Below are 24,081 nucleotides of genomic sequence, written 5' to 3'. Positions count from 1 at the left end.
GATCCATTTGGCCACAGTGACTGTTGAGGGATGGATTCTCAGGTGCGCAATTGCGCACCGTAGTTCGCGCCAAGAGGCGCGCCCCGGAATGACGGCGTAGAGCGTGCGCAGCGTGCCGGTGCTTCACGCCGCCGTGCTGCGCGGGCTCTCGGCGGTGTCCTTCCTGTCCGTCTCCTTGTCGCGGGACAGCCACGCCGGAAAACGAAGCAGGCGCTCGTTGGTGTCCTTTGGCAGCTCGACGGGCGGCGCTTCGATGGCCGAACTCGGCAGGTCCAGCGCTGCCTGTCCGGTTCGCACCGCATCCGCGCGCTGATCCAGTTCGCGCAAGAGGGGATCGAGCACGCTGTCGATCTCGGTCGCCACCGACACCAGGAAACTATTGAGCTCGCGCGCCTCGGGCACGACCGCCGCAGCCTGCTCGACCGCCCTGGAGAGACCATCGACGACAGGAGCAAACGCGCCGGCGGCTTGCTTGATTCGCGTCTTGATCGCTTCGACCTCGCTCAGGACGCGCTCACGCTCACGCCTTTTCTTTTCCTCCGAAAGACGGGCTTCGATTTCGGCGATCTGGGCCGTCAGGGTCGTGGCTTCGGATGCGAGCGCATCCCGTCTTCCGCGCGCGCGATCGAGATCGCGGCTGAGATTGTCCACTAAGTCGTCCTTTCCGAACATGGCTTTGCTCCGTAGGACAGGCGCTTTGCCCTGTAGGACGGCCCTGGCGCGAACCGCCAGCCTCGCCACCGACCGGATGGCCGGATCGGCCGAAACAGGCATCAAACTCGGTCGCGTCACATGGGCCGACATGGTGATCCCCCCATCGTCAACATTAGGCGACCGCATGGTTAACAAGGGGTTAATGTCAACAGACGATGTGGCCATGGGGCTGCATGCCGCTATACTCGCCCCGGTAGCATCACCCGGAGGCACAGCCCGTGGAGCACGACCACAAGCCAGAGCCGAAAAACCTCGTCATCTGCTGTGACGGGACCGGCAACGAGATCTCGGAGAACATCTCCAACGTCCTGAAGCTCTATCGCTGCCTGCGCAAGACGGACAGGACGCACCCCAGGCAGATGGTGTTCTACGATCCCGGGGTCGGCACGGTGACGGAGCCCACGACGTGGCACCGGATCAAGGCCGACGTCAATCTGGTGCTGGGGCTCGCGACCGGCTACGGGCTCGATGACAACGTGCTCTCGGCCTATTGCTTCCTGGTCGAGCATTACGCGCCGGGCGACAAGATCTATCTGTTCGGTTTTTCGCGCGGTGCCTATACCGTGCGGGTGCTGGCGGGGCTCATTCACAAGATCGGTCTGATCTCGCCGGAGCAGGTGAACCTCGCAGGCAGCGGCATGGTCGCCTACAAGCAATATTCCGGCACCGGGCGCGGCAACGACGTCGAAGACCTCAGCGACGTCACTGTGGACGACCAGGGGCCGCTGCCGAAGGACGAATTCGACCTCGCCGCCCAATTCGCGCGCATCACCTCGACCCGCTGGCCGACCATCCACTTCATCGGCGTGTGGGACACGGTGGCGAGCGTGATCGTGCCGCGGCGCGACAATTTCTTCTTCGTGTTCAGCCTGGAGGAGCTCGCATTCACGCGGCGCAATCCGAGCGTCAACATCTTCCGGCAGGCGATCGCGATCGACGAGCGGCGGCGCATGTTCCGCCTCAACAAGTACTGGGAGCCGCAGGAATACTGGAGCAACCGCTACGTGCCCGACGAGAAGAAGGTGGCGCAGGACATCCTGCAGGTGTGGTTCGCCGGCGTGCATTGCGACGTCGGCGGCGGCTATGCGGAGGCCGAAAGCGGGGAATCGAAGTATCCGCTGATCTGGATGATCGAGGAGGCCGAGAAGGCCGGGCTGAAGTTCAACCCGCGCACCGTGAACCAGCTCGCCTGGGGCGTCCAGCGCAAGAACTCGCCGTTTAGATATGTGCCGCCCGCCTACACGGGGAAGACGGGCGAATTGCACAATTCGATGAATGCGGCCTGGCGGGTGCTGGAGTATCTGCCGAAGAACGCGAAGTACCGGGAATGGCCGGAGCGGAAGGTCACTTTCGGCCTCTACATCCCCGATTGCGAGCCGCGCCTCATCCCCGAGGGCGCGCATGTGCATGAGAGCGTGCTGAAGCGGATGGCGGTGGAGCCGGGCTACCGGCCGGTGAACATGCCGAAGGACTACGTCACCGTGCCAATGCCGGTGCCGCCGGGGGTGGATGTGGCGGCGGCTGGGGTGGAGGAGGGTGTGACGGGGTGAGGAGGCCGCGGCCTCTCCGCGCGTCATTGCGAGCGCAGCGAAGCAATCCAGAGTCTTTCCGCGGTGGGATTCTGGATTGCTTCGCTGCGCTCGCAATGACGGTGGTGGGCAGGGTCGCGCAACACTTTCAGCCGTCGTCCCGGCGGAGATTGAGGCGGGGCTTTCCGCACCACGCTACCGCTGCTTTCTCCAGTCACCGCCACTTTTCATTAAAATTCTCATCCCGACCTTAGCAGGATCGCATCAACTCTTTTGCATCATCCTGCACAGAGCCCGCCGCGAGCCGCGGAGTTGGAGGAGATGTGCCAATGCATCCGCGAAAATATGCCCGCGTCAAACCCGCAGGCCTCGTGTCCCGCCAGGCCAAGATCATCACCGACCCGCGCGCGCCGGTGATTCCCTGCACGCTGATCGACTATTCGCCGGGCGGGGCCTGCGTCGATCTCGGCGGCCAGGTGCAGATCCCCGACCGCTTCGAGCTGCTGCACGTGAACACCAAGAAGCGCTGCCGGATCGCGTGGAAGCGAGGCACGCGGGTGGGCGTGGTGTTTTAGGCGATTGGTGCGCTGCCTGCTTACCCTCCCCTGGAGGGTAAGAGGGCTACTTCCGCATCCGCGCTTTTGCGCCGGCGACGATCTGCATGGCGACGCCGCCGGTCCAGCCGAGCAAGGCGAGCCAGGTCCAGGCCAGGTGCGGGTCGAGGCGGAGCACGATGACGGCGACGGAGGCGAGCGCGGTGAGCGTGGCGCAGAGCGTGCCGGCCGAGCTCAGCAATTCCGCGGCGTCGATGCTGCTGTGGGCGTCGTCGAACGGCAGCTGCGGCGTGTCGATGCCGAGATAGAAGCCGACAGCGCCGAGCAGCATCATCAGCAGCAGGAACCCCTGCGTCGTCAGCGGCGCGATCGCCGATCCGACATAGGCGCCGACGAACAGCCCGCACGCGGCCCCCGCCATCGCGAGGCCCACGCGCTCGAACACGTGGGCAGTCTTGCGAACACCAAACCGCATGGCCGGCCTCCGTGAGGCGTTGATGCCGAGAGGTTAGGCCAGTTTCGGGGTGCGTGGAAGGTTGAGGGAGTTACGGATGCGTGAGGGGTAACTCTTGCGGGGATCCGACCTAGGCGTGTAGCGCACGCCTCTCTCCCATCGTCATTGCGAGCGCAGCGAAGCAATCCAGAGTCTTTCCGCGGAGGGATTCTGGATTGCTTCGCTGCGCTCGCAATGACGGACTATGTGGCGCGCGGCGCCACATACTCCGCCAGCGCGAAACGCCTCATCTCGCCCCGAACGTGGTCTTGCCGAACAGCGCCTTTTGCGCCTGTGGCTGCGAGCGCCAGTATTGCGGCGGGGCCTCGACTTCGCCGCCGAGCTCGGCGGCGGCGTGCCAGCCCCAGCGCGGGTCGTAGAGCATGCCGCGGGCGAGCGCGACCATGTCGGCCTTGCCGGACGCGACGATCTCCTCGGCGTGCTTTGCCTCGGAGATCAGGCCGACGGCGATGGTGGTCACTCCGGTCTCGCGGCGGATGGCTTCGGCAAACTGCACCTGATAGCCGGGACCGAGCGGAATCTTCTGCAGCGGCGAGACGCCGCCGGAGGAGGCATCGATCCAGTCGATGCCGCGCGCCTTCAGCGCTTTCGCGAATTCGATGGTCTGCGCCAGATCCCAGCCGCCCTCGACCCAGTCGGTCGACGACACCCGCATGCCGACCGGCTTGTCGGCGGGGAACACGGCGCGCACGGCGTCGTAGATCTCCAGCGGGAAGCGCATGCGGTTCTCGAGCGAGCCGCCATATTCGTCGGTGCGCCGGTTCGAGATCGGCGACAGGAACTGATGCATGAGATAGCCGTGCGCGCCGTGCAGCTCGATGGCGTCGATGCCGAGCCGGTCGGCGCGCCTGGCGCAGTCGACGAAGGCGTCGCGGATGCGTTTTAAGCCCGCGCTATCCAGCGCCAGCGGGGCGGCCTCGCCCTCCTTGTGCGGCAGCGCCGACGGCGCCACCGTCTGCCAGCCGCCTGCGCTCGCCGGGATCAGCTGGCCGCCGTCCCAGGGCCGCGCGCTGGAGGCCTTGCGTCCGGCATGGGCGAGCTGCATCCCGATTGCGGTGGAGGAATGCTTGCGCACCGAGGTGAGGATCTGCTTCAGCGCGGCCTCGCAGGCATCGCTGTAGAGCCCGAGGCAGCCCGGCGTGATGCGGCCGATGGCCTCGACATGGGTCGCCTCGATGCAGAACATCGACGCGCCCGACAGGCTGAGATTGTTGATGTGGGTGAAGTGCCAGTCGGTGGCGACGCCGTCGTCGGCCGAATACTGGCACATCGGCGAAACCACGACGCGGTTCTTCAACGTCAGGCCGCGCAGCTTGATCGGGGAAAACAGGGCGCTCATGCGAGGAGTTCCGGCAGGATGAGGGATGAAAGCGATTGCATGAAGTTTAGTGGCGGAAACGCGAATTGCCAGTTGCGCGGGCAGCATAGCGGCCCGCGGCGCCATGCATTGCGCGCGTCATATGATCACGGTGGTTGTCCCGCCCTCCGCCGTCGTCCTGGCCTAGTGCACGATTGCGCACGGGAGCCAGGACGACGGCGGAGAACTACTCCACCAGCGTGAACTGCAGCAGCAGGGTGCGCTGGAGCATGGAGAAATTGTCGTCCGACACCAGCGTCAGCACGGTCTCGCCTTCCGGCGTGACGTGGGCGTCGATGCCTTCCATGTTGTCGATCTCCTGACCAAGATCGGCCTTGAACAGCGCGGGGCCGTCGACCAGCGCGTTCGGGGCGATGGATTTCAGGGGGATCGAGCGGATACGGATGTCGACGCCGGTGAACCAGGAGAATTTGCGTTCGAGGATCAGGAGCTCGCCGGAGGGCAGCAGCACCGCATCGCTGATGTCAAACTTCTCGGTGCGGCGCACGCTGAACTGGCCGGGCGTGGGGCCACCGATCAGGAACGCGACCAGGTTGCCGTCGGCGTCGAGCCCGCGCTCGGAGAACGCGATCAGGCTGCCGGCGAGGGGCTGGCCCTTCGGCACCAGGACCAGCGCCTCCAGCCCCTTGTTGTGCGGCAGCTTGCGAACGCCTGATGGCACCGGGATCGGCTCGCCGCGGGCGCGGACGCCGCCTTTGGCAAAATCGTAGCGGAGGATCTGGTTGACGCGCTCGAGCCCGACATAGACGAGATTGCCGTCGCGCGTCAGCGATTCCGAATCCCACCACATGCGCTTTTCGGTGATCGGCCGCCCCTCCGCGCCCAGCAGCGGCGCGGCCTCGACCTCGTCGAGCCCGACCATCTTGCCGCCGGAGTAACGGATGCGGCCGGTGAACCAGCCGCCCTGGTCGGAGATCGCGAGGAAGCGCTCGCCCTTGGCGTCGAGCCGGATGCCGGACAGGCCGCCGAAACCGCGAAAGGACGAGGTCAGCACCAGGCCGCTGCGGTACTCCAGCGAGCCGAAGCGCGTGCGCGAGCGGTCGCGCGGCTCGAAATTCGGGATGGGGCGTGCATTGACCTCGAGGCTGACGGGCTCAGCGACGGCGTGCTCGACCTGGAGCGGGCGCGGTGGCGGCTCCGTCGTGGCTTGCGCCTGCGCGAGGCGCGAGAGCGCGAGAGTGGAAAATCCCGCCGCCGCGTGGCCAAGAAAGCTGCGGCGGGATGATTGCGTGCTCACGAATGCAGTTTGCGTCGCGGGCGACCGGCCGGCTGGGTTGGTGCGGTGTTGGTCTCGCTGAAGAGCTCGGCGAGCTTCTCGGTGATGGCGCCGCCGAGTTCTTCGGCATCCACGATCGTCACCGCGCGGCGGTAGTAGCGCGTGACGTCATGGCCGATGCCGATCGCGATCAGCTCGACCGGCGAGCGGGTCTCGATCTCCTCGATGATGTGGCGCAGGTGCCGCTCGAGATAGTTGCCGGGATTGACCGACAGCGTGGAATCGTCGACCGGCGCGCCGTCCGAGATCATCATCAGGATCTTGCGCTGCTCGGCCCTCGCCAGCAGGCGCTTGTGCGCCCAGTCCAGCGCCTCGCCGTCGATGTTCTCCTTGAGGAGACCCTCGCGCATCATCAGGCCGAGATTCTTTCGCGCACGGCGCCAGGGGGCGTCGGCGGACTTGTAGATGATGTGACGGAGATCGTTGAGACGGCCGGGATTGGCCGGCTTGCCGGCGGCAAGCCACGCCTCACGCGATTGCCCGCCCTTCCAGGCGCGCGTGGTGAAGCCGAGGATCTCGACCTTGACGCCGCAACGCTCCAGCGTGCGGGCGAGGATGTCGGCGCAGGTCGCGGCGACCGTGATCGGGCGTCCGCGCATCGAGCCGGAATTGTCGAGCAGCAGCGTCACCACGGTGTCGCGGAACGTCGCCTCCTTCTCGTGCATGAAGGACAGCGGGTGATAGGGATCGGTGACGACGCGCGACAGGCGCGCGGGATCCAAAATGCCCTCTTCGAGATCGAACTCCCAGGCGCGGTTCTGCTGCGCCATCAGGCGGCGCTGCAGCCGGTTGGCGAGGCGGGCGACGATGCCTTGCAGATGCGCGAGCTGCTTGTCGAGATAGGCGCGCAGGCGCTCCAGCTCGTCATGGTCGCAGAGATCTTCGGCCGCGATGACCTCGTCGAACTTCGGCGCGAAGGCGTGATATTCCGGCCCGCGCGGCTCGTTCCTGCCATGCGCGTTCGGACGCGTCGCCTCGCCCGGCGTCTCGTCGTCGCCGAGCTCGCCGTCGTCGAAGGTGTCGGAGGTCGAGGCCTGCGCGCTTTCCATCGCGCTCTCGCTCATCTCTTCCGAGCTCGCCTGCGCCTGGTCGGCGCTCATTTCCTGCGCGGCATCGGAATCGGGCGAGCCTTCGGCGCCGGACTGATCGTTGTCGCCGTCCTGGTTCTCGTCGTTGTCCTCATCGTCCTCGCTGTCGGCGTTGCGCTCGTCGCCGAGCTCGAGCGCCGACAACAGATCATGCACGGCGTCGCCGAACCTGGCCTGGTCCTCGACCACGCCGTCGAGCCGGTCGAGCCGCCTGCCGATCTTGTCTTCGAGAATGGGCCGCCAGAGATCGACCATCTTCTTCGCGGCCGTCGGCGGCGCCATGCCGGTGAGGCGCTCGCGCACCAGCATCGCCAGCGCATCGGCCAGCGGCGCGTCGGCGCGGTCGGTGATCTCGTCGAACTTGCCGCGATGGAAATGGTCGTCGAGCATCGCGGTGAGGTTCTTCGCAACGCCCGCCATGCGGCGCGCGCCGATCGCCTCGACCCTCGCCTGCTCCACCGCCTCGAACACGCCGCGCGCCTGCGGATTGCCGGGCATCAGCTTGCGGTGAACCTTGGGATCGTGACAGGCGATCTTGAGCGCGATGGAATCGGCGTGGCCGCGCACGATGGCGGCGTCACGCTTGGTCATCTTGCGCGCCGGCTCGGGCAGCCGCGCCTTGCCCGGCGCAAGCCCAGGACGCTCGGCGGCAAAGGAAACGTCGAGCTCGGGCGATTTCGCGATCGCCTTGAGGCAGGATGCGACCGAGCGCTTGAACGGCTCGGTCGGCGCTTCCTTGGTGCTACGGAATTTGGAGTTTGATGATGATGTGCTCATAGCGACTTCGTAAACGAATGGCGCGTCACGCCGCCGGGATAGCCGTCGATGGTGCCGAATTCATCGTACCCGCAGGAACGATAGAAACCCGGCGCCTGGAAACTCATCGTATCGACATGAGCCCGGATCGCGCCGAGCCGTCGTGCCTCGTCCTCGATCGCCGCGATCAGCTTCGTGCCGTGACCCTTGCCGCGCTGCTTCTGGTCGATCCAGAAAAACTGGATGAACAGAACCGTGGACCAGAGGTGCCCGACGATGCCGCCGACGATCTTGCGGCCGTCCTTCAACGAAACCGCGATGCTCTTGACCTTCTGCTTCCCAAACTTCTCGTCGTTGTAAGCGCCGAGCCCGGCGAGCACAGCCTTCTTGGTAGTACCAATGGTGCGCTCGACGGTGATGTTTGGCATGGTCTAGCTGAGCGCCACGTTGACTGCCGATTCCGGCAGCTCCGCATTGAAGCAGCGCTGGTAGAACTCGGCGACCAGGGGACGCTCGAGCTCGTCGCACTTGTTGAGGAAGGTGACGCGGAAGGCGAAGCCGATATCGCCGAAGATGTCGGAGTTTTCCGCCCAGGTGATCACCGTGCGCGGGCTCATCACCGTCGACAGATCGCCATTGGCGAAGGCGTTACGGGTGAGATCGGCAAGGCGGACCATCTTGTTGACGATGTCGCGGCCTTCCTGGGTGCGATAGTGCTTGGCCTTGGCCAGCACGATCTCGACTTCCTCGTCATGGCTGAGATAGTTCAGCGTAGTGACGATCGACCAGCGGTCCATCTGGCCCTGGTTGATCTGCTGGGTGCCGTGATAGAGGCCCGAGGTATCGCCGAGACCAACCGTATTCGCCGTGGCGAACAGGCGGAAGGCCGGGTGCGGCTTGATCACCTTGTTCTGGTCGAGCAGCGTCAGGCGGCCCGAGACTTCCAGCACGCGCTGGATCACGAACATCACGTCCGGACGGCCGGCGTCGTATTCGTCGAACACCAGCGCGACGTTGTTCTGCAGCGCCCAGGGCAAAATGCCGTCGCGGAATTCGGTGACCTGCTTGCCGTCGCGGACCACGATGGAGTCCTTGCCGACGAGGTCGATACGGCTGATGTGGCTGTCGAGGTTGACGCGCACGCAGGGCCAGTTCAGCCGGGCAGCGACCTGCTCGATATGGGTGGATTTACCGGTGCCGTGATAGCCGGTCACCATCACGCGGCGGTTGCGGGCAAAGCCGGCGAGAATGGCGAGCGTGGTGGCGCGGTCGAAGCGATAGTCGGAATCGACTTCGGGCACATGAGGATCGACTTCGGAATAGGCCGGCACTTCGAGATCGCTGTCGATCCCGAACACCTGGCGGACCGACACCTTCATGTCGGGCAGACCGGAAACTTCCTCAACTTTGGACATGGCGGCGGTCGTCATCAATCCTCCGAGGCCCCGGGCGATCCCGAGACCAGTTATTGCACGTTGGCTGCGGCTGGGTGCACTTTCGAACCTATCAGAGACAACGTGCCGGCAGAAGCCCGCCCCTCAATCAAAGTTCCGTTGTCTTTTCATTTAGATAGGTGAGGAACGCAGTTTTTGGAGGGCTGCCTTGCGAATCACGCTCGAATTTCGGGCGGGGTAACGGGGCTGCCCACGCAAATGGCACTTTCGCCGCCTCGCCCTACATATGTAGGGTCCGAACCGAAAAGCCCCAGCCCGCCACAGAGACGACGTGACGTCCTTTCTCGACCCCCTCATTGCCTTCGTCTCGGCCCATGCGTGGCTGGCCTATCTGACCCTGTTCCTGGCGGCCCTTCTGGAGGCCGTGCCGGTGGTGGGATCGGTGATCCCCGGCTCGACCATCATCCTGGCGCTGAGCGCCCTTGTTCCGGGCGGCGAACTGAAGTTGCCATGGGTGCTGCTCGCGGCCGCCCTCGGCGCCATGCTCGGCGACGGCTCGGCCTATTGGATCGGGCACCGGCGGCAGCGCGAGATCCTCAACGCCTGGCCGCTGACCAACTATCCCCGCGTGGTCGCCGAGAGCGAGACCTTCTTCCACCGCTTCGGCACCTGGGCGGTGTTCTTCGCCCGCTTCGTGCCGCCGATCCGGGCCTTCGTGCCTGTTACCGCCGGCGCGCTGGGAATGGCGCCGGCGAGATTCTATGCGGTGAACATCCCGGCGATCCTGGTCTGGGCCCCCGCCCATGTGCTGCCGGGTGTGCTGGCGGTGACGGCGCTGCACGAATATGCCGGGCTGCACCACCATGGGCACGTCGGCAAGCATATCTGGATGCTGACGGTGGTGGCCGTGGCGATCGTGGGGGGCGTGGCGGTCTGGATCTATCGCCGGCGGAACGGTGGTGTCGCGGCGGCAAAGCCGCGGGGCTAGAGGCGGCGACGCTATTTGCTCTTCTGCACATTGAGTAGCACCCATAGCCGCGCGATCTTGCCGCCTTCAATTTCGGCCACATCCGCCCCCGTCACCGCGACCGGCCCGTCCTCGGGCCCTGCGTGCCAAGCTAGATGCGCCAGGCCATGATGCCCGACAGCGACGCCGTTCGGGATAAAACGGAACGTCGGCCCGAACTGCTTCAAAAGGTTTGCGGCAACGCGCGAAATTTCTGCCCGTCCCTGAACGATATCCGTCGGCTCGTACATGACGGGCTCCTCAACGAACAGTTCGGCGATGGCGGTTCGACGTTTGTCGTCGTCCCGCTCGTTGAAGACGCGCTCCAGATTTGAGCGCAGCAGATGGTCGAAATCGATATTGTCGGTCGTCATCTCGCGGCCTTTCATAATCTCATCTTATTGGGGCGGCGTCGCGGAAACAAAGCCGCGGACACAGGGGCAATCAGACCAGACGCGCACCGCCATCGACATGCAGCGTCTCGCCGTTCATGAATTCGTTGCTCATCAGGAAGACCACGGCATTCCCGGCTTCCTGCGCAGTGCCAACACGGTGCAGCGGAAGCTTTTCATTCAGCGCCGCCACGTAGCCATTACGGCCCTCGCCAAGCGTACGTGCGAGGAGCGGGGTGTCGATCGTCCCAGGCGACAGGGTATTCACGCGGCGTGGTGCCAGCTCCAGAGCAAGGCCGCGGGCGAAGGCCTCCATCGCAGCGGAGGCGGCCGCGAGCACGGACGTGCCATATGCGTTGGGTCGATCGGCCAAGGCCCCGGAAATGAACGTGACGGACCCGTCGGCAGCGAGCCGGTCGCCAAGGCTTCGCAACACATGCACGGCCGCCCAAATTCGCTCATCGAAGGCGCGGCGCAGGTAGGCGACATCTGCCTCCAACACTTTGCCTGCGACGAAGCTGCCCGCAAGCAGAACGAGATGGTCGACTTGCGGGATGTCGGCAAGGGCTGCGGCAATGGTCTCAGGCTTGGTCACATCCGCAGCCCGCCAGCCGGCGAATCCGTTCTCTGCGGCAACTCGCTCGGCTCCGACGGGGTCGTAACCAATAACGATAACCTTGGCGCCCGCCGCTTTGGCCTGCTGCGCGGCAGCCAGACCGATGCCGGATGTGCCGCCGAAGATGACGACGTTGCGATATTTGAGGGTCTGGGGAGCAGAGTCGGTCACGGGAGTCGGTCCTTTCAAGAGCGGGCGCGCAACGCGCCGCCGATGAATGGAAACCTAGGCCAATGAGTTTTACTTGAAAATTGAGCCAATCTTCGGCTTTGTTATTCCATCATGGCACAAATCGCCCTCGATCGACTGACCGGCCTCATCGCGTTTGCCCGCTCCGGCTCCCTTGGCAGCTATTCAGCCGCCGCGCGTGCACTTGGTGTCTCGCCATCTGCGATCAGCAAGAGCGTGCAACGGCTGGAGCAGCACCTCGGCCTGCGCCTGTTCAGCCGTACGACGCGCTCGCTCACTCTGACGCCGGAGGGGCGGGACCTGCACGAGCGGACGCTGCGGCTTTTGCGCGAGGCGGACGCGATCGAGCAAGCGGCGGTGGCGGCGCGTTCCGAACCTGCGGGCACACTGAGGATCGCCGCGCCGCTACCTATCGGCGTGAACATTCTCTCGCCGGCCCTGCCACGCTTTCGACAGCGCTATCCAAAGCTCATGATCGAGTTGCGGATCGGCGACCGCTACGTTGATCTGATCGAAGAGGGCATCGATGTCGCGATCCGCGTCGGCGATCTCGCGGATTCCAGACTGATCTCACGTCAACTCGCGCCGCACCGCATCTGCGCCTTCGCTTCCCCCGACTATCTGGCCCGGCGCGGCACGCCGATCCATCCCGACGAACTGGTCAACCATGACTGTGTGAACTTTCGCTTCCAGAGTTCGGGCCAGACATTTCGCTGGCCCTTCCTCATCGGCGACCGCCTGGTCGAGATCATGCCCGACGCGGCCATCATCGCCGATGTTAGCGAGGCTGTGGCCACCGTCATTGCGTCGGGCGGTGGCATCGGTGTTACGCCGACTTTCGTCGCAGCTCCTTATGTCAGACGCAACGAACTCGTACCCGTCCTGCAAGATTTCGTCGTCCCTAGAACCAGCATCACCGCGTTATGGCCGGAAAGCCGTCGAGGCAATCCAAACGTGAAGGCCTTCGTCGCGTTCCTGGGTGAGGTTTTTCCGCCGGATCCGCCGTGGGACGACGTATTTACTAAGACCCCAAGGTCGGGGACTCCGAAAGGGCCGAAGCCTTGAGGTTCGCTCGCGGACTTATGGGTGCCCCCCTTAGCCCTTCAGCGGCGTAGCGCCCGCCCTCCGCCCCGGCGCAGGTCCCACATAGCGCGCCCTTGGCCTAATCAACTTCCCGAACTGCAACTGCTCGCTGGCATGCGCAATCCAGCCGACGCTGCGGGCCATTGCGAACAGCGCAAGCTCGCTGCCTCCAGGCAGGCGTAGCGCGTGCACGAGCACCGCAAGCGCGTAGTCGATGTTGACGAGTTCGCCGGTCGCCTCCGCGATCCTTTCAGGCACTTCGCGCGTGAATTTTCGCGGTGCGCCGGCGCGAGAGAGCGCATTGAGCAGCGACTGCGCGCGCCGGTCGCCGCGCTTGTAGACGCCGTGGCCGAAGCCCGGAAAGCGTTCGCCGAGCGCGACGCGTTCGCGGACCATGGGCTCGACGTCGCGATCCACCAGTGTCTTGACGAGCTGCGATGCGAGCACGCCGGCACCGCCATGCTTCGGCCCCTTCAGTGCGGCGAGACCGGCGATGACGGAATCATAAAGATTGAGGCCGGTCGAGGCCGCGCAGCGCGCGGTGAAGGTGGACGCGTTCAATTCATGCTCCGCGAGCAGAACCAGCGCGCGGCGGATGAGATCGGGCGCATGCCTGTTGTCGGGCGCCCAGGCTCTGGCGATCTGCTGGTGCAACGGCTCGGCAGACGTCTCCGCATTGAGCATGGTCGCGACCAGGAGGCGGACAATGCGCGCACCGACCATCGCCCGTCCATCATGCGCGCGGGTGAAGGCGCGGGGATCGGCGCTAGATGCGAGCGCCAGCACAGCGATGGCGCGATCGATCGGCGCGGCGCGGCGCGCGGCTTCCGTGATCGCGCGCATCTCATCGGACATCACGGGCTGATTGTCCGGCGCGAACGGATCGACGCCTGAGACGTCCCAGAGCAGCGTCGCGGTGTGCTCCAGCGTGTCGTTCTCGGCGAGATCGACGCAGTTCACACCGCGATAGATCGCGCCGTCCTCGGTGATGGTCGAAATCTCGGTGTCCATCACCGGCAGGTCGGCATCAAAACTGCGCAGGCCGCGCGGCTCCGGCGAGGGCACCCGGCGCTCTTTCAGAGCGCGGACGTCCTCGGCGCGGTAGCGGTTTTTCCGCGAGTCCGGCGTCGGCTCGGAGCGGATCAGGCCGCGGCTGACATAGGCGTAGAGCGTGGCCGGCGAGATCGCGAGCTCGGCGGCGGCTTCCCGGGCGGAGAGGTAGAGCTCGCCAGAATTTTTCATATTGATTTATGTAATCAAGATTGATCAATCTGTCGAGAGGCCCGACCTTTCCCTGCGTGCAATGCAAAAGGGAGATTGGGCCATGAACATCCACCTCACCAAAAGCCAGATCGGGCTGGACGGCGTTCCCGCGGCCGAAACCGTGCTGAGCCATGTCGACGGCGAGCGCGGCGAACTGATCATCGCCGGCGAGCATGTCGGCCGCCTCGCCGCCAAATCGAGTTTTGAGGGCGTCACCGCCCGGCTCTGGAACGGCGCCAGCAAGACCAGCCTGAGTGAAGCCAATGTGCGGGCGAGCCTGGGCGCCGCACGCGAGCGCGCCTTCGCGCGGCTGGACGAGTTGCTACCGGCGACGCGCGGCATGGGCATCGTCGACGGATTTCGCGCGGCGGTCGCGGGCCTTCGCGCCGAGCACGGGCTCGAGCATGAGGCGACCATCGTCGGCGCGTTTCCGGTGATCGCAGGCGCGCTGGTCCGGCGCGCCAAGGGGCTCGACCCGGTCGCGCCCGATCCGAATGTGAGCCATGCCGCCGATACGCTGCGCATGCTGCATGGGCGCTCGCCCGCAGCACGCGAGGTCACCGCGCTCGATGCCTATCTCGTCACCGCCAGCGACCACGGCATGAACGCCTCGACCTTCACCGCGCGCGTGGTGGCCTCGACGCAAGCCGACCTGTTTGCCGCGGTGACCGCGGGTTATTGCGCGCTCACGGGTCCGCTGCATGGCGGCGCGCCGGAGCCGGTGCTGGAAATGCTGGACGCAATCGGCTCGCGCGAGCGCATCCAGCCCTGGGTGGATGCGGCGCTGGCGCGTGGCGAGCGCATGATGGGCTTTGGTCACCGCGTCTACCGCGTGCGCGACCCGCGCGCCGACGTGCTCAAGACCGCGGTCGAGGCGCTGGCCTCCAACGGCACCGATCTGCCGTTCGCCGGCGAGGTCGAGGCCTATATCCGCAGCGCGCTGCGCAAGAAGAATCCGGACCGGCCGCTGGAGACGAATGTCGAGTTCTTCACCGCGATCCTGCTCGATGCGCTGGCGATCCCGCGGCAGGCGTTCACGCCGATCTTCGCGGTGGCCCGCAGCGCCGGCTGGACCGCGCATGCGCGCGAGCAGCAGCGCACCGGGCGGTTGATCCGGCCGAGCTCGTCCTATGTGGGGGCGATGCCGGAGGCGTAGGGAATGCGTAGCCCGGATGGAGCGAAGCGTAATCCGGGAAAGTCGTCGTTGCGAAAAGAAAGACCCCGGATTACGCTTGGGCTCCATCCGGGCTACGGGCGGCGCTCAGCATTCAGGAATCGTAGGGTGGGCAAAGGCGCACTTGCGCCGTGCCCACCATCTCTGTCGATCGCAAAAAATACGTGGGCACGCTTCGCTTTGCCCACCCTACGATACCGAATCTGCGGGGAGAGACCCCTCATCCGGCGCTTCGCGCCACCTTCTCCCGCAAGGGGAGAAGGGAAGAAAAGAGTGCGAGGCCCTACGCCTCCCGCACCACCGTCTTCAGATAATTGTACGCCTTGATGATCTCGATCAGGCGATCCTCGGTGGAGCGGTCGCCGCCATTGGCGTCGGGGTGGTGCTGCTTGACCAGCGCCTTGTACTTGCTCTTGACGTCGGCGAGCGTGGCGTCGGGACCGAGGCCCATGACCTGGAGAGCCTTGCGCTCGGCGTTCATCACCTTGCGCGTCTCGGCCTTGGGCTGGGCGTCCGGGCCCTTGCGCCAGTTGGCGGGGCCGTTGATCTCGCTGAACATGCTGAACGGATCGGACGCCATATCGATCTCGGCTTCCGCACCCTTCTTGCCGCCATTGGCGCCCATCTTCCAGGTCGGGCGATGGCCGGTCAGCGCGTCCTTCTGGTAGCGCGCGACGGCGTCGGCATTCATGCCGGAGAAGAAATTGTAGTTCTGGTTGTACTCGCGCACATGGTCGAGGCAGAAGTGCCAGTACTCGCGCTGGTTCTCGCGGCCCTTCGGCGCGCGGTGCGCGCCCTTGTTGGCGCAGCCCGCCCACTCGCAGTTGACCACGGTGTCGCGCGGCTTCACTTCCTGCTGCTTGCCTCGCGGCTTCACGCGGATGGAGTCGAAGAACTTTGATGAATCGATCGGCATGGCTGACTTTGACTACGCAATGCAAAAACCTTCAAGTCTTGACATTGCAATTCGCTGCAAACCCGGCAAATAACGGGGCGTGATCTCTGCACCCGAATGGCACAACATGGCTATGCGCGACACTATCAGCAACAAGTTGCAGGAAGCTTTCACCCCGGAAAGCCTGCAAGTCGTCGACGAGTCACATTTGCATGAGGGTCACGCCGGCCATCGGCCGAGCGGCGAGACGCACTTTCGCGTTTATATCGTGTCTGACGCCTTCAAAGGGAAGACCCGGATCGAGCGCCATCGCATGATAAATTCGGCGCTGGCCGCGGAACTTTCCGGCAGCGTGCACGCGCTGGCGATCCACGCACAGGCGCCGGGGGAAAATTAGCTCGGTCATTCCGGGGCGGCTCGAAGAGCCGAACCCGGAATCTCGAGATTCCGGGTTCGATGCTGCGCATCGCCCCGGAATGACTGAGGAGCTAAAACGACGTTCCGGCCCTTCTCGGCCTGGGTTCTTCCATCTCCGCCTCGCGCGGCACCGGTGAAATACGGAGCGCGGTGATACGGTTGCGTTCGCGGCGAAGGACGCGGAAGCGGAAGCCGTGGAACGTAAAACTCTGGCCGCGGTCGGGGATCGAGCGCGCCTCGTGGATGACGAGGCCGGCGACCGTGGTTGCCTCCTCATCGGGCAGGTGCCAGTCCATGGCGCGGTTGAGATCGCGGATCGGCACCGAGCCGTCGACCACGACCGAGCCGTCCGGCTGGGCGCGCACGCCGGCGACCACGACGTCGTGCTCGTCGGAGATGTCGCCGACGATTTCTTCCAAAATGTCTTCCAGCGTCACGAGACCTTCAACTTCGCCGTACTCGTCGACGACGAGCGCGAAATGGGTCTTGCGGCGGCGGAACGCCTTGAGCTGCTCGGCGAGCGGCCGCATCTCCGGCACGAACCAGGGCGGCAGCGCGATGGTGGAGACGTCGATGCGCGAGGTGTCGCCGTCGGCGGCGCGGATCGCGCGCAACAGGTCCTTGGCGTGAAGCACGCCGATGATGTTTTCCGGCTTCTCGCGCCAGAGCGGAATGCGGGTGTACTCGGTCGCCAGCACCTCGCGCACCAGATCGTCAGGCGGCATGTCGGCGTTGATCATCATCATCTCGGTGCGATGGATCATGACGTCGGAGACCTGGAGCTCGCGCAGATCGAGCAGGCCGCCGAGCATGTCGCGGTCCTGCTTCTCGACCTTGCCCTCGTGGTGCAGGAGGTCGACCGCGCCGCGCAGGCGCTCGGTCGGCGACAGGATCGCCTGATGCTCGCCGGCAAGGCCGAACAGGCGCATCAGCAGGCGCACGATGACTTCGACCACCGTCAACAACGGCCCGAGCACATACATCGTCAGCCGCATCGGCCGCGCCACGGCGAGCGCGACGCGGTCGGGCGCGTTGATGGCGATGGTTTTTGGCAGGACTTCCGCGAAGATCACGACCAGCGCGGTCATCACGCCGGTCGCATAGAGCACGCCGACATCGCCGAACCAGGACGTGAAGATGCCGGTGGCGAGCGCGGACGCCCCGATATTGGCAATGTTGTTACCGAGCAGCAGCGCGCCGATCAGCCGCTCGCGCATGTCGAGCAGCTGGGAGACGACATCGGCCTCGTGATGACCTTGTTTCGACAGCCTCAGCATGCTGGCGCGCGAGGCGCCGGTCAGCGCGGTCTCGCTGGCGGCGAAGAACGCCGAGACCAGCAGGCAGAGGACGACGATGGTGAATCCGAGCCAGTCCATGCACCACTCTAGTTACTTCTGACGCGTTTTCCTGGCGCGAACCGGTATCCACTTCGCTGGAAAACGCTTTAGCGAAATAAAGCTCAGCCGCGCATCAGGCCTTTTGCGCCAGCTTCTCTTTCAGGAAGTCGCGCACCGGCGCCGGCTCGACGTCCTTCGCGATCACCGCGCGGCCGACAGCCTCGAGCAGGATGAAGGTGAGCTTGCCGCGCTTGACCTTCTTGTCCTGCGCCATCAGCGCCATCAGCGCGTCGGCGTCGGCGAGCCCTTCCTGGGCAAAGCCGGCGATGTCCTGCAAGCGCGTCGGCAGGCCCGCCTCAATGAGATGGCGCTCGACGCGCGCTGCGGCCGCCTCGCCGATCATGCCGAGCTTCGCCGAGAACTGCGCCGCGAGCGTCATGCCGATGGCGACGCCCTCGCCATGGAACAGGCGATCGGAGAAACCCGTCGCAGCTTCCAGCGCGTGACCGAAGGTGTGGCCGAGATTGAGCAGCGCGCGCTCGCCGGTCTCCCGCTCGTCACGCGAGACGACGCCCGCTTTGGCGCGGCAGGAGGTCGCGATCGCATGCTCGCGCGCCGAGCCACCCTTGAAGATGTCGGAATGGTTCTTCTCCAGCCAGGTGAAGAAGGCCTCGTCGCCGAGCACGCCGTATTTGGCGACCTCGGCATAGCCGGCGCGGAACTGGCGCGGCGACAGCGTGTCGAGCACGGCGGTGTCGGCGATCACAAGCACCGGCTGGTGGAAGGCGCCGAGCAGGTTCTTGCCCTGCGGCGAGTTGATGCCGGTCTTGCCGCCGACGCTGGAATCGACCTGCGCCAGCAGCGAGGTCGGCACCTGCACGAAATCGACGCCGCGGCGCAGGATCGCCGCGGCAAAGCCGGCGAGATCGCCGACCACGCCGCCGCCGAGCGCGATGACGAGATCGTTGCGCTCGATCTTCGCGGCGATCAGGGCCTCGCTGACCTTTTCGAGGCCGGCATAGGTTTTCGAAATCTCGCCTTCCTCGACCACGATGCGTGAGGTCGGGATGCCGCTCGCTGCGAGCGAGGCCTCAGTGGGTTCAAGCCAGTATTTCGCGACGGTGCGGTCGGTCACGATCGCCGTGCGCAAGCCCGGCCGCAAAGCCGCGATCCGTTCGCCGAGCGACGACAGCACGCCGCGGCCGATGACGATGTCATAGGCGCGATCGCCGAGCGCGACGTCGACGTTGACCGGATCGGAAAGTTTCAACGGCGCAGTCATCGTGCGGCACTCGCAACATCGGCAGGTGGAGGGGCGGACTGTTCGCCGCAGAGATGGGCGTGCAGCGTCTCGATGCACTCCTCGACGATCTTGTCGTGCGGCACGTCGCGCGAGGCGATGGTGAGGTCGGCCTTGCCGTAGATCGGCTCGCGCTCGGTGAGCAGGCGCGTCACGGTTCCCTCGGGGTCGGCGGTCTGGAGCAGCGGGCGATCGGCGCGGCGGCGGACGCGGCGCATGATGACGTCGTGGTCCGCCCTGAGCCAGATCGAGATCGCCTTGGCCGCGATACGGGTCCGCGTCTCCTCGCGCATGAAGGCGCCGCCCCCGGTCGCCAGCACCACCGGACCGCCCTCGAGGAGACGGGCAATCACGCGGGCCTCGCCATCGCGAAAGTGCTGCTCGCCGTGGCGCTCGAAAATCTCCGGTATGGTCATGCCGGCCGCCGCCTCGATCTCGGTGTCGGCGTCGACGAAGGGCAGCTTGAGCCTGATAGCCATGCGGCGGCCGATGGTGGATTTGCCCACGCCCATCATGCCGACCAGCACGATCGAGCGCGCACCCAGGGCCGACAGGATGTCGGCCTCGGGCGAAGCGGGAATCGGCAACGCGGCGTCGGACATGGATATTGCTCTGGATCTCGCTCTGGATCTCGCTCGATCTGCCGCCAAAGGCGGCATGGTTTGGCCACCTATACGACCCCGCAGGGGGCCTCGCCAGAGGACTCTTGCCACGAAACGGCGAACATGTTGGATGATTTCATTAGTTAATTTGCCTGCCAAGCCCGCTATCAAGTCCAATATCAAGTCCCCTGCAGAGACCCCAGACCGATGCCCAGCCTGTTCCGCTTCCTGACGGTCGTCGCCGTGATCGCCGGCATCGTCTATGGCGTGATCTTCGCGCTGGCGAACTTCGTCAACCCGAAGCCGCGGGACATGACGGTGACGATCCCGCCGGATAAGTTTCTCAAGAAATAGCAGCTAGGCTCCGGGGCATGCGTGCAAAGCCCTCCGATAGCAAGCTCACCGGCCTGTTCCTCGACATGCTCGCGGCGGAACAGGGCGCCGGCCCCAACACGCTCGATGCCTACCGCCGCGATCTCACCGATTTCTCGGAATTTCTAGGCCGTGTCGGCCATAGTTTCGCGGACGCGGAGACGCAAGTCCTGCGCGACTACCTTGCTGACCTCGACACCCGCGGCTTCAAATCCACCAGCGTCGCGCGCCGGCTGTCGGCGATGCGGCATCTCTATCGCTTCCTGTTGAACGAGCGCATCCGCACTGACGATCCCGCGGCGATCCTATCCGGCCCGAAGCGCGGCCGCGGCCTGCCAAAGGTGCTGTCGATCGCGGATGTCGACCGCATGCTCAGCCGCGCCAAGGAATTGAGTGAGGCGGAAGATGCCTCACCGTCGAAGCGGCTGCGGGCGTTGCGGCTCTATTGCCTGCTCGAAGTACTCTATGCCACGGGGCTGCGCGTCTCCGAGCTGGTGGCGCTGCCGCGCTCGGCGGCCAAGCGCGATGCCCGCATGATCGTGGTGCGCGGCAAGGGCAACAAGGAGCGCCTTGTGCCGCTCAACGACGCCTCGCGGCAGGCGATGGCGGATTATCTCGCGGCGACGGAGGCCGCGAAGACGGAAAAGAAGAAGGACAGCCTCGCCGCCTCGAAATGGCTGTTTCCCTCCTTCGGCGAGAGCGGGCATCTGACGCGGCAGCACTTTGCCCGCGACCTCAAGGAGCTCGCGGTTGCCTCCGGCCTGCAGGCCCGGCTGGTCTCCCCGCACGTGCTGCGCCATGCCTTCGCCAGCCACCTGCTGCACAACGGCGCCGACTTGCGCATCGTGCAGACCCTGCTCGGTCATACCGATATCTCAACCACCCAGATCTACACCCATGTGGTCGAGGAGCGGCTCAAGAGCCTGGTGCGCGACCTGCATCCGCTGGCGGAGAAGTAGTTACTGCCCCGTAGCCCGGATGGAGCGAAGCGTAATCCGGGGCCGCCCTCCTCGCGGACAGACCCTCCCGGATTGCGCTGCGCTCCATCCGGGCTACGGGCAACCGATGAAACCGCCTTGACTTCGGCCACATCTCCGCAGAAAGAGCCGGGGCCTCACGACTGATTTGGCCGACTGCCTCGATCGCACAAGCCAACTCGTTGAAGAAGCTACACTTCTTTCCGCGCCCCAACCTCGCTTCGCTTCTTTCGCCCCGTCCCCCTATACTGAGTTGATGCAAGACCAGATGCGCAGCTATCTCGACTTCGAAAAGCCCGTCGCCGAGCTCGACTCCAAGGTCGACGAATTGCGCGCGCTCGCCGCCACCGGCACCGACATCAGCGACGAGGTCGGCCGGATCGAGGATAAGGCGGCGCAGGCGCTGGCGGACCTCTATACGAACCTGACGCCGTGGCAGAAGACGCTGGTCGCACGGCATCCGCAGCGGCCGCATTTCAACGATTTCATCAAGGGCCTGATCACCGAATTCACTCCGCTCGCCGGCGACCGCAAGTTCGGCGAGGACGAGGCGCTTGTCGCCGGCTTCGGCCGTTTCCGCGGCGAGCCGATCTGCGTGATGGGCCAGGAAAAGGGCGATTCCACCGAGAGCCGGATCCGGCACAATTTCGGCATGGCGCGGCCCGAGGGCTATCGCAAATGCGTGCGGCTGATGGAGATGGCCGAGCGGTTCGGCCTGCCGGTGCTGTCGCTCGCCGATTCGGCCGGCGCCTATCCCGGCATCGGCGCCGAGGAGCGCGGCCAGGCCGAAGCCATCGCGCGCTCGACCGATGCCTGCATGGCGCTGACCGTGCCGAACGTCGCCATCATCACCGGCGAGGGCATGTCGGGCGGCGCCATCGCCATCACCACCGCCAACAAGGTGCTGATGCTGGAGCACGCCATCTACAGCGTGATCTCGCCGGAGGCGGCCTCTTCCATCCTCTGGCGCGACGGCACCAAGGCGCAGGAAGCCGCCAACAACATGAAGATCACCGCCCAGGACATGCTCCGCTTCGGCGTGATCGACAGCATCCTGAAGGAGCCGGTCGGCGGCGCCCACCGCGACCCCGCCGCCATGATCGCCACCACCGGCGATGCCATCGCCAAGGCCTTCGACGAGCTCCGGGGCCTCGACGGCGACGCCATCCGCAAGCAGCGGCGGCAGAAATTCCTCGATATCGGCCGGAAATTGGGCTGATTCGCCTCGATTTCGGTCTCGTAGGGCGAGCAAAGCGAAGCGTGCCCACCATTCCGAGCGGTGCAGGTGGCTAGACGGTGGGCACGGCGCTTCGCGCCTTTGCCCACCCTACGAGACCTTTCGAGCCCCCGGTAACCCCGCGTTAACCCTTTTTTTGCCCAAATCGGCGATCTCAGTGGCGGTTTGGCCGCAAGGCCCAAGTTCCGGCCCAGTTCCAGGTTACGTCCCGGTTTAAGTCTCTGTTGACCACACCTTTGGGCCAACGCCCTCGTGATCCCTGCCCGGGTTGCGACCACATGACCCAGAGGTTAGAATTTTAATCAATGGCTTCAGGGCATAAGCGCTGGAGCGTGGTCTGAACGAGCCCGTCACGGCGGGCGGTTTTCCGGTCGGATCATGCTTCAAAAGAATTGGGGTTCGCGCTCCTTGCCCGGCACGGTGTGGGGTCCATCTTGATTTCTCGTTCGCTTGCTCGCGCGCTCTTGGCTTCGGTTGCGCTGATGACGGCCGGCGTCCTGCTGTCCGGCTGCGACACCGACCAGGTCTCGCTCGCGACCAACGCCAAGGCCAACCAGCCGGTGCCGCCAAAGCTTCTCGCCGCGATGGTCGAGAAGGACATGGATCTGCAATCGCCGATCCTGGTGCGCCTGTTCAAGCAGGAGGCCGAGCTCGAGGTCTGGAAGCAGGCTCGCAACGGCCAGTTCGCGCTGCTCAAGACCTATCCGATTTGCCGCTGGTCCGGTGACCTCGGCCCCAAGGTGCGCGAAGGCGACCGCCAGGCGCCGGAAGGATTCTACTCGATCAATCCGGGCCAGATGAATCCGCAGTCGGCCTATTACCTCTCCTTCAACACCGGCTACCCGAACGCGTTCGACAAGGCGCTGGGCCGCACCGGCTCGCAGCTGATGGTGCACGGCGACTGCTCCTCGCGCGGCTGCTACGCGATGACCGACGAGCAGATCGCCGAGATCTATTCGCTCGGCCGCGAGTCCTTCTTCGGCGGCCAGAAGGCGTTCCAGCTGCAGGCCTATCCGTTCAAGATGACGCCGGTGAACATGGCCAAGCACCGGAACAATCCGAACATGGCCTTCTGGAAGATGATCAAGGAAGGCTATGATCATTTCGAGGTGACGCGGCAGGAGCCGAGGGTCGATTTCTGCGAGAAGAAGTATGTCTTCGACGCGACGAAGCCGGCCGACGCCAAGCGCGATCCGGTGTTCGACGCTTCCGCGAAATGCCCGGCCTATGTGATCCCCGAGGACGTCGCCAGCGCCGTGCGTGAGAAGCAGTCGCGCGACGAGGCCGAATACGCCAAGCTGGTCGCCAAGGGCACGCCGGTGGCGCGCATGAACACCGGCATCGACGGCGGCATGAACAAGATCTTCGCCGCCAAGATTCCGGAAGGCTCGACCGGCCTGTCGGAAGGCGCCGAAGGCACCACGTTGCAGATGCTGGCGATGGCGAAGGCGCCGGGCACGATCCCCGGACACGTCAATCCGCCCAAGCCGAATCTCGAGGCGGCCGCGGCCGCGCCTGCGCCGCGGGAAGAGCCGGTTGTCGCCGTCAGCGCGCCCGCCGCGGGCACCCGCGTCGCCGCGACTCAGCCTGCCGAAAAATCCGGCGGCTTCTTCTCCAACCTCGGCCGCAAGATGGGCATGGGCACCGCCGACACGACGGCGACCACGCCTCCGCCGCAAGCGACCGCATCGGTTGCTCCGGCCACGACCTCCACGACGCCGCCGACCGCGGCGTCGAGACTGAAGGCTGCCGTCACGAGGTTCGTACCTGGCCGCGACACGTCGAAGGACGCGCCGAAGCCGGCGGTCGCTACCGCCAAGCCGGCAGAACCGCCGAAGCCGCAGCCCGACACGCGCCTCGCCCAGACCCGCCCCGCGCTGAAGCCGTCGGTCTCGGACGGCGCGGCTGACAGCGGCCAGATGGCGGGTGCGGCACCGGTGGTGTCGTCGAACTCGTTCGACAGCCGCTTCGGGGCGGTGAAGTAGCGGGCGCTCTAATCGCTCATGACGAAAGCGGTT

At 65.4% G+C, this 24,081-nt stretch carries 24 protein-coding genes; 10 read left to right on the top strand and 14 right to left on the bottom strand.

What is annotated here, in order from left to right; genetic code table 11:
- Nucleotides 1-123: 123 nt before the first annotated feature.
- A complete protein-coding gene (locus tag QA649_RS03565; RefSeq protein WP_283022994.1) occupies nucleotides 124-804 on the bottom strand; it encodes a hypothetical protein in 681 nt (226 codons plus the stop codon).
- Nucleotides 805-932: 128 nt separating this feature from the next.
- On the opposite strand from QA649_RS03565, the gene QA649_RS03560 reads away from it, so the two are divergent.
- A complete protein-coding gene (locus QA649_RS03560; protein WP_283022993.1) occupies nucleotides 933-2,264 on the top strand; it encodes a DUF2235 domain-containing protein in 1,332 nt (443 codons plus the stop codon).
- Between the two features lie 308 nt (nucleotides 2,265-2,572).
- Entirely contained in the window at nucleotides 2,573-2,818 is a 246-nt protein-coding gene (locus QA649_RS03555) for a PilZ domain-containing protein (protein WP_026312067.1), read from the top strand.
- A 46-nt stretch (nucleotides 2,819-2,864) separates the two neighbouring features.
- Here the strand turns inward: QA649_RS03555 and QA649_RS03550 are convergent, their stop codons facing one another.
- The 6 genes from QA649_RS03550 to cobS all read right to left on the bottom strand — a co-directional run bounded on the left by QA649_RS03550 (nucleotide 2,865) and on the right by cobS (nucleotide 9,239).
- Complete coding sequence (locus tag QA649_RS03550) at nucleotides 2,865-3,272, bottom strand: hypothetical protein (protein WP_283022992.1); 408 nt, start codon at nucleotides 3,270-3,272, stop codon at nucleotides 2,865-2,867.
- Nucleotides 3,273-3,537: 265 nt separating this feature from the next.
- The gene (locus QA649_RS03545) at nucleotides 3,538-4,650 is read right to left on the bottom strand and encodes an NADH:flavin oxidoreductase/NADH oxidase (protein ID WP_283022991.1); all 1,113 of its coding nucleotides are present in this window, start codon (nucleotides 4,648-4,650) and stop codon (nucleotides 3,538-3,540) included.
- Nucleotides 4,651-4,855: 205 nt separating this feature from the next.
- Nucleotides 4,856-5,926: an esterase-like activity of phytase family protein gene (locus QA649_RS03540; RefSeq protein WP_283022990.1), complete on the bottom strand. Its 1,071-nt coding sequence runs from the start codon at nucleotides 5,924-5,926 to the stop codon at nucleotides 4,856-4,858.
- On the bottom strand, nucleotides 5,923-7,830 hold the full coding sequence (gene cobT / locus QA649_RS03535; RefSeq protein WP_283022989.1) for a cobaltochelatase subunit CobT: 1,908 nt from the start codon (nucleotides 7,828-7,830) through the stop codon (nucleotides 5,923-5,925). Before cobT ends, QA649_RS03540 begins: the two co-directional genes overlap by 4 nt.
- Complete coding sequence (locus QA649_RS03530) at nucleotides 7,827-8,237, bottom strand: GNAT family N-acetyltransferase (protein WP_283022988.1); 411 nt, start codon at nucleotides 8,235-8,237, stop codon at nucleotides 7,827-7,829. The genes cobT and QA649_RS03530 overlap by 4 nt, the downstream gene beginning before the upstream one ends.
- A 3-nt stretch (nucleotides 8,238-8,240) precedes the next feature.
- Nucleotides 8,241-9,239 carry a cobaltochelatase subunit CobS gene (cobS, locus tag QA649_RS03525; protein WP_018643488.1) on the bottom strand — a complete coding sequence of 333 codons (999 nt, stop codon included), beginning with the start codon at nucleotides 9,237-9,239 and terminating at the stop codon, nucleotides 8,241-8,243.
- Between the two features lie 295 nt (nucleotides 9,240-9,534).
- Between cobS and QA649_RS03520 the strand changes: the two genes are divergently transcribed.
- Nucleotides 9,535-10,191 carry a DedA family protein gene (locus tag QA649_RS03520; RefSeq protein ID WP_283022987.1) on the top strand — a complete coding sequence of 219 codons (657 nt, stop codon included), beginning with the start codon at nucleotides 9,535-9,537 and terminating at the stop codon, nucleotides 10,189-10,191.
- A gap of 11 nt (nucleotides 10,192-10,202) precedes the next feature.
- Here the strand turns inward: QA649_RS03520 and QA649_RS03515 are convergent, their stop codons facing one another.
- Together QA649_RS03515 and QA649_RS03510 are read right to left on the bottom strand one after the other, a co-directional pair.
- Nucleotides 10,203-10,598: a nuclear transport factor 2 family protein gene (locus QA649_RS03515; RefSeq protein ID WP_283022986.1), complete on the bottom strand. Its 396-nt coding sequence runs from the start codon at nucleotides 10,596-10,598 to the stop codon at nucleotides 10,203-10,205.
- 55 nt (nucleotides 10,599-10,653) lie between these two features.
- Entirely contained in the window at nucleotides 10,654-11,388 is a 735-nt protein-coding gene (locus QA649_RS03510) for an SDR family oxidoreductase (protein WP_283022985.1), read from the bottom strand.
- Nucleotides 11,389-11,499: 111 nt separating this feature from the next.
- On the opposite strand from QA649_RS03510, the gene QA649_RS03505 reads away from it, so the two are divergent.
- The gene (locus QA649_RS03505; protein WP_283022984.1) at nucleotides 11,500-12,471 is read left to right on the top strand and encodes a LysR family transcriptional regulator; all 972 of its coding nucleotides are present in this window, start codon (nucleotides 11,500-11,502) and stop codon (nucleotides 12,469-12,471) included.
- A gap of 30 nt (nucleotides 12,472-12,501) precedes the next feature.
- Here QA649_RS03505 and QA649_RS03500 read toward each other — a convergent pair whose 3' ends face one another.
- Complete coding sequence (locus QA649_RS03500) at nucleotides 12,502-13,731, bottom strand: citrate synthase family protein (RefSeq protein WP_283022983.1); 1,230 nt, start codon at nucleotides 13,729-13,731, stop codon at nucleotides 12,502-12,504.
- Between the two features lie 82 nt (nucleotides 13,732-13,813).
- On the opposite strand from QA649_RS03500, the gene QA649_RS03495 reads away from it, so the two are divergent.
- Nucleotides 13,814-14,908: a citrate synthase/methylcitrate synthase gene (locus QA649_RS03495; RefSeq protein ID WP_283022982.1), complete on the top strand. Its 1,095-nt coding sequence runs from the start codon at nucleotides 13,814-13,816 to the stop codon at nucleotides 14,906-14,908.
- A 301-nt stretch (nucleotides 14,909-15,209) separates the two neighbouring features.
- Here QA649_RS03495 and QA649_RS03490 read toward each other — a convergent pair whose 3' ends face one another.
- A complete protein-coding gene (locus QA649_RS03490) occupies nucleotides 15,210-15,842 on the bottom strand; it encodes a DnaJ domain-containing protein (RefSeq protein ID WP_283022981.1) in 633 nt (210 codons plus the stop codon).
- 106 nt (nucleotides 15,843-15,948) lie between these two features.
- On the opposite strand from QA649_RS03490, the gene QA649_RS03485 reads away from it, so the two are divergent.
- Nucleotides 15,949-16,218: a BolA family protein gene (locus QA649_RS03485; protein ID WP_283022980.1), complete on the top strand. Its 270-nt coding sequence runs from the start codon at nucleotides 15,949-15,951 to the stop codon at nucleotides 16,216-16,218.
- 91 nt (nucleotides 16,219-16,309) lie between these two features.
- Here the strand turns inward: QA649_RS03485 and QA649_RS03480 are convergent, their stop codons facing one another.
- The 3 genes from QA649_RS03480 to QA649_RS03470 all read right to left on the bottom strand — a co-directional run bounded on the left by QA649_RS03480 (nucleotide 16,310) and on the right by QA649_RS03470 (nucleotide 19,477).
- A complete protein-coding gene (locus QA649_RS03480; protein ID WP_283022979.1) occupies nucleotides 16,310-17,614 on the bottom strand; it encodes an HlyC/CorC family transporter in 1,305 nt (434 codons plus the stop codon).
- A 94-nt stretch (nucleotides 17,615-17,708) separates the two neighbouring features.
- A complete protein-coding gene (aroB, locus tag QA649_RS03475) occupies nucleotides 17,709-18,857 on the bottom strand; it encodes a 3-dehydroquinate synthase (RefSeq protein WP_283022978.1) in 1,149 nt (382 codons plus the stop codon).
- A complete protein-coding gene (locus tag QA649_RS03470) occupies nucleotides 18,854-19,477 on the bottom strand; it encodes a shikimate kinase (protein WP_283022977.1) in 624 nt (207 codons plus the stop codon). Before QA649_RS03470 ends, aroB begins: the two co-directional genes overlap by 4 nt.
- Before the next feature lie 207 nt (nucleotides 19,478-19,684).
- Here QA649_RS03470 and QA649_RS03465 point away from each other — a divergent pair, with 207 nt between their 5' ends.
- From QA649_RS03465 to QA649_RS03450, 4 genes are all read left to right on the top strand, one after another.
- Complete coding sequence (locus QA649_RS03465; protein ID WP_283022976.1) at nucleotides 19,685-19,831, top strand: histidine kinase; 147 nt, start codon at nucleotides 19,685-19,687, stop codon at nucleotides 19,829-19,831.
- A gap of 17 nt (nucleotides 19,832-19,848) precedes the next feature.
- Nucleotides 19,849-20,808, top strand: a complete 960-nt coding sequence (gene xerD / locus QA649_RS03460) for a site-specific tyrosine recombinase XerD (RefSeq protein ID WP_283022975.1) — start codon at nucleotides 19,849-19,851, stop codon at nucleotides 20,806-20,808.
- A 274-nt stretch (nucleotides 20,809-21,082) separates the two neighbouring features.
- On the top strand, nucleotides 21,083-22,045 hold the full coding sequence (locus QA649_RS03455) for an acetyl-CoA carboxylase carboxyltransferase subunit alpha (protein ID WP_283022974.1): 963 nt from the start codon (nucleotides 21,083-21,085) through the stop codon (nucleotides 22,043-22,045).
- A 500-nt stretch (nucleotides 22,046-22,545) separates the two neighbouring features.
- Nucleotides 22,546-24,048, top strand: coding sequence for a murein L,D-transpeptidase family protein (locus QA649_RS03450; RefSeq protein ID WP_283022973.1), 1,503 nt, complete (start codon nucleotides 22,546-22,548; stop codon nucleotides 24,046-24,048).
- Nucleotides 24,049-24,081: the final 33 nt, after the last annotated feature.

It is taken from the genome of Bradyrhizobium sp. CB1717 (assembly GCF_029714325.1).
GTDB lineage: Bacteria > Pseudomonadota > Alphaproteobacteria > Rhizobiales > Xanthobacteraceae > Bradyrhizobium.
The sequence above is the reverse complement of the archived record's forward strand: the minus strand, read 5'-3'. Positions and strand labels throughout refer to the sequence as shown.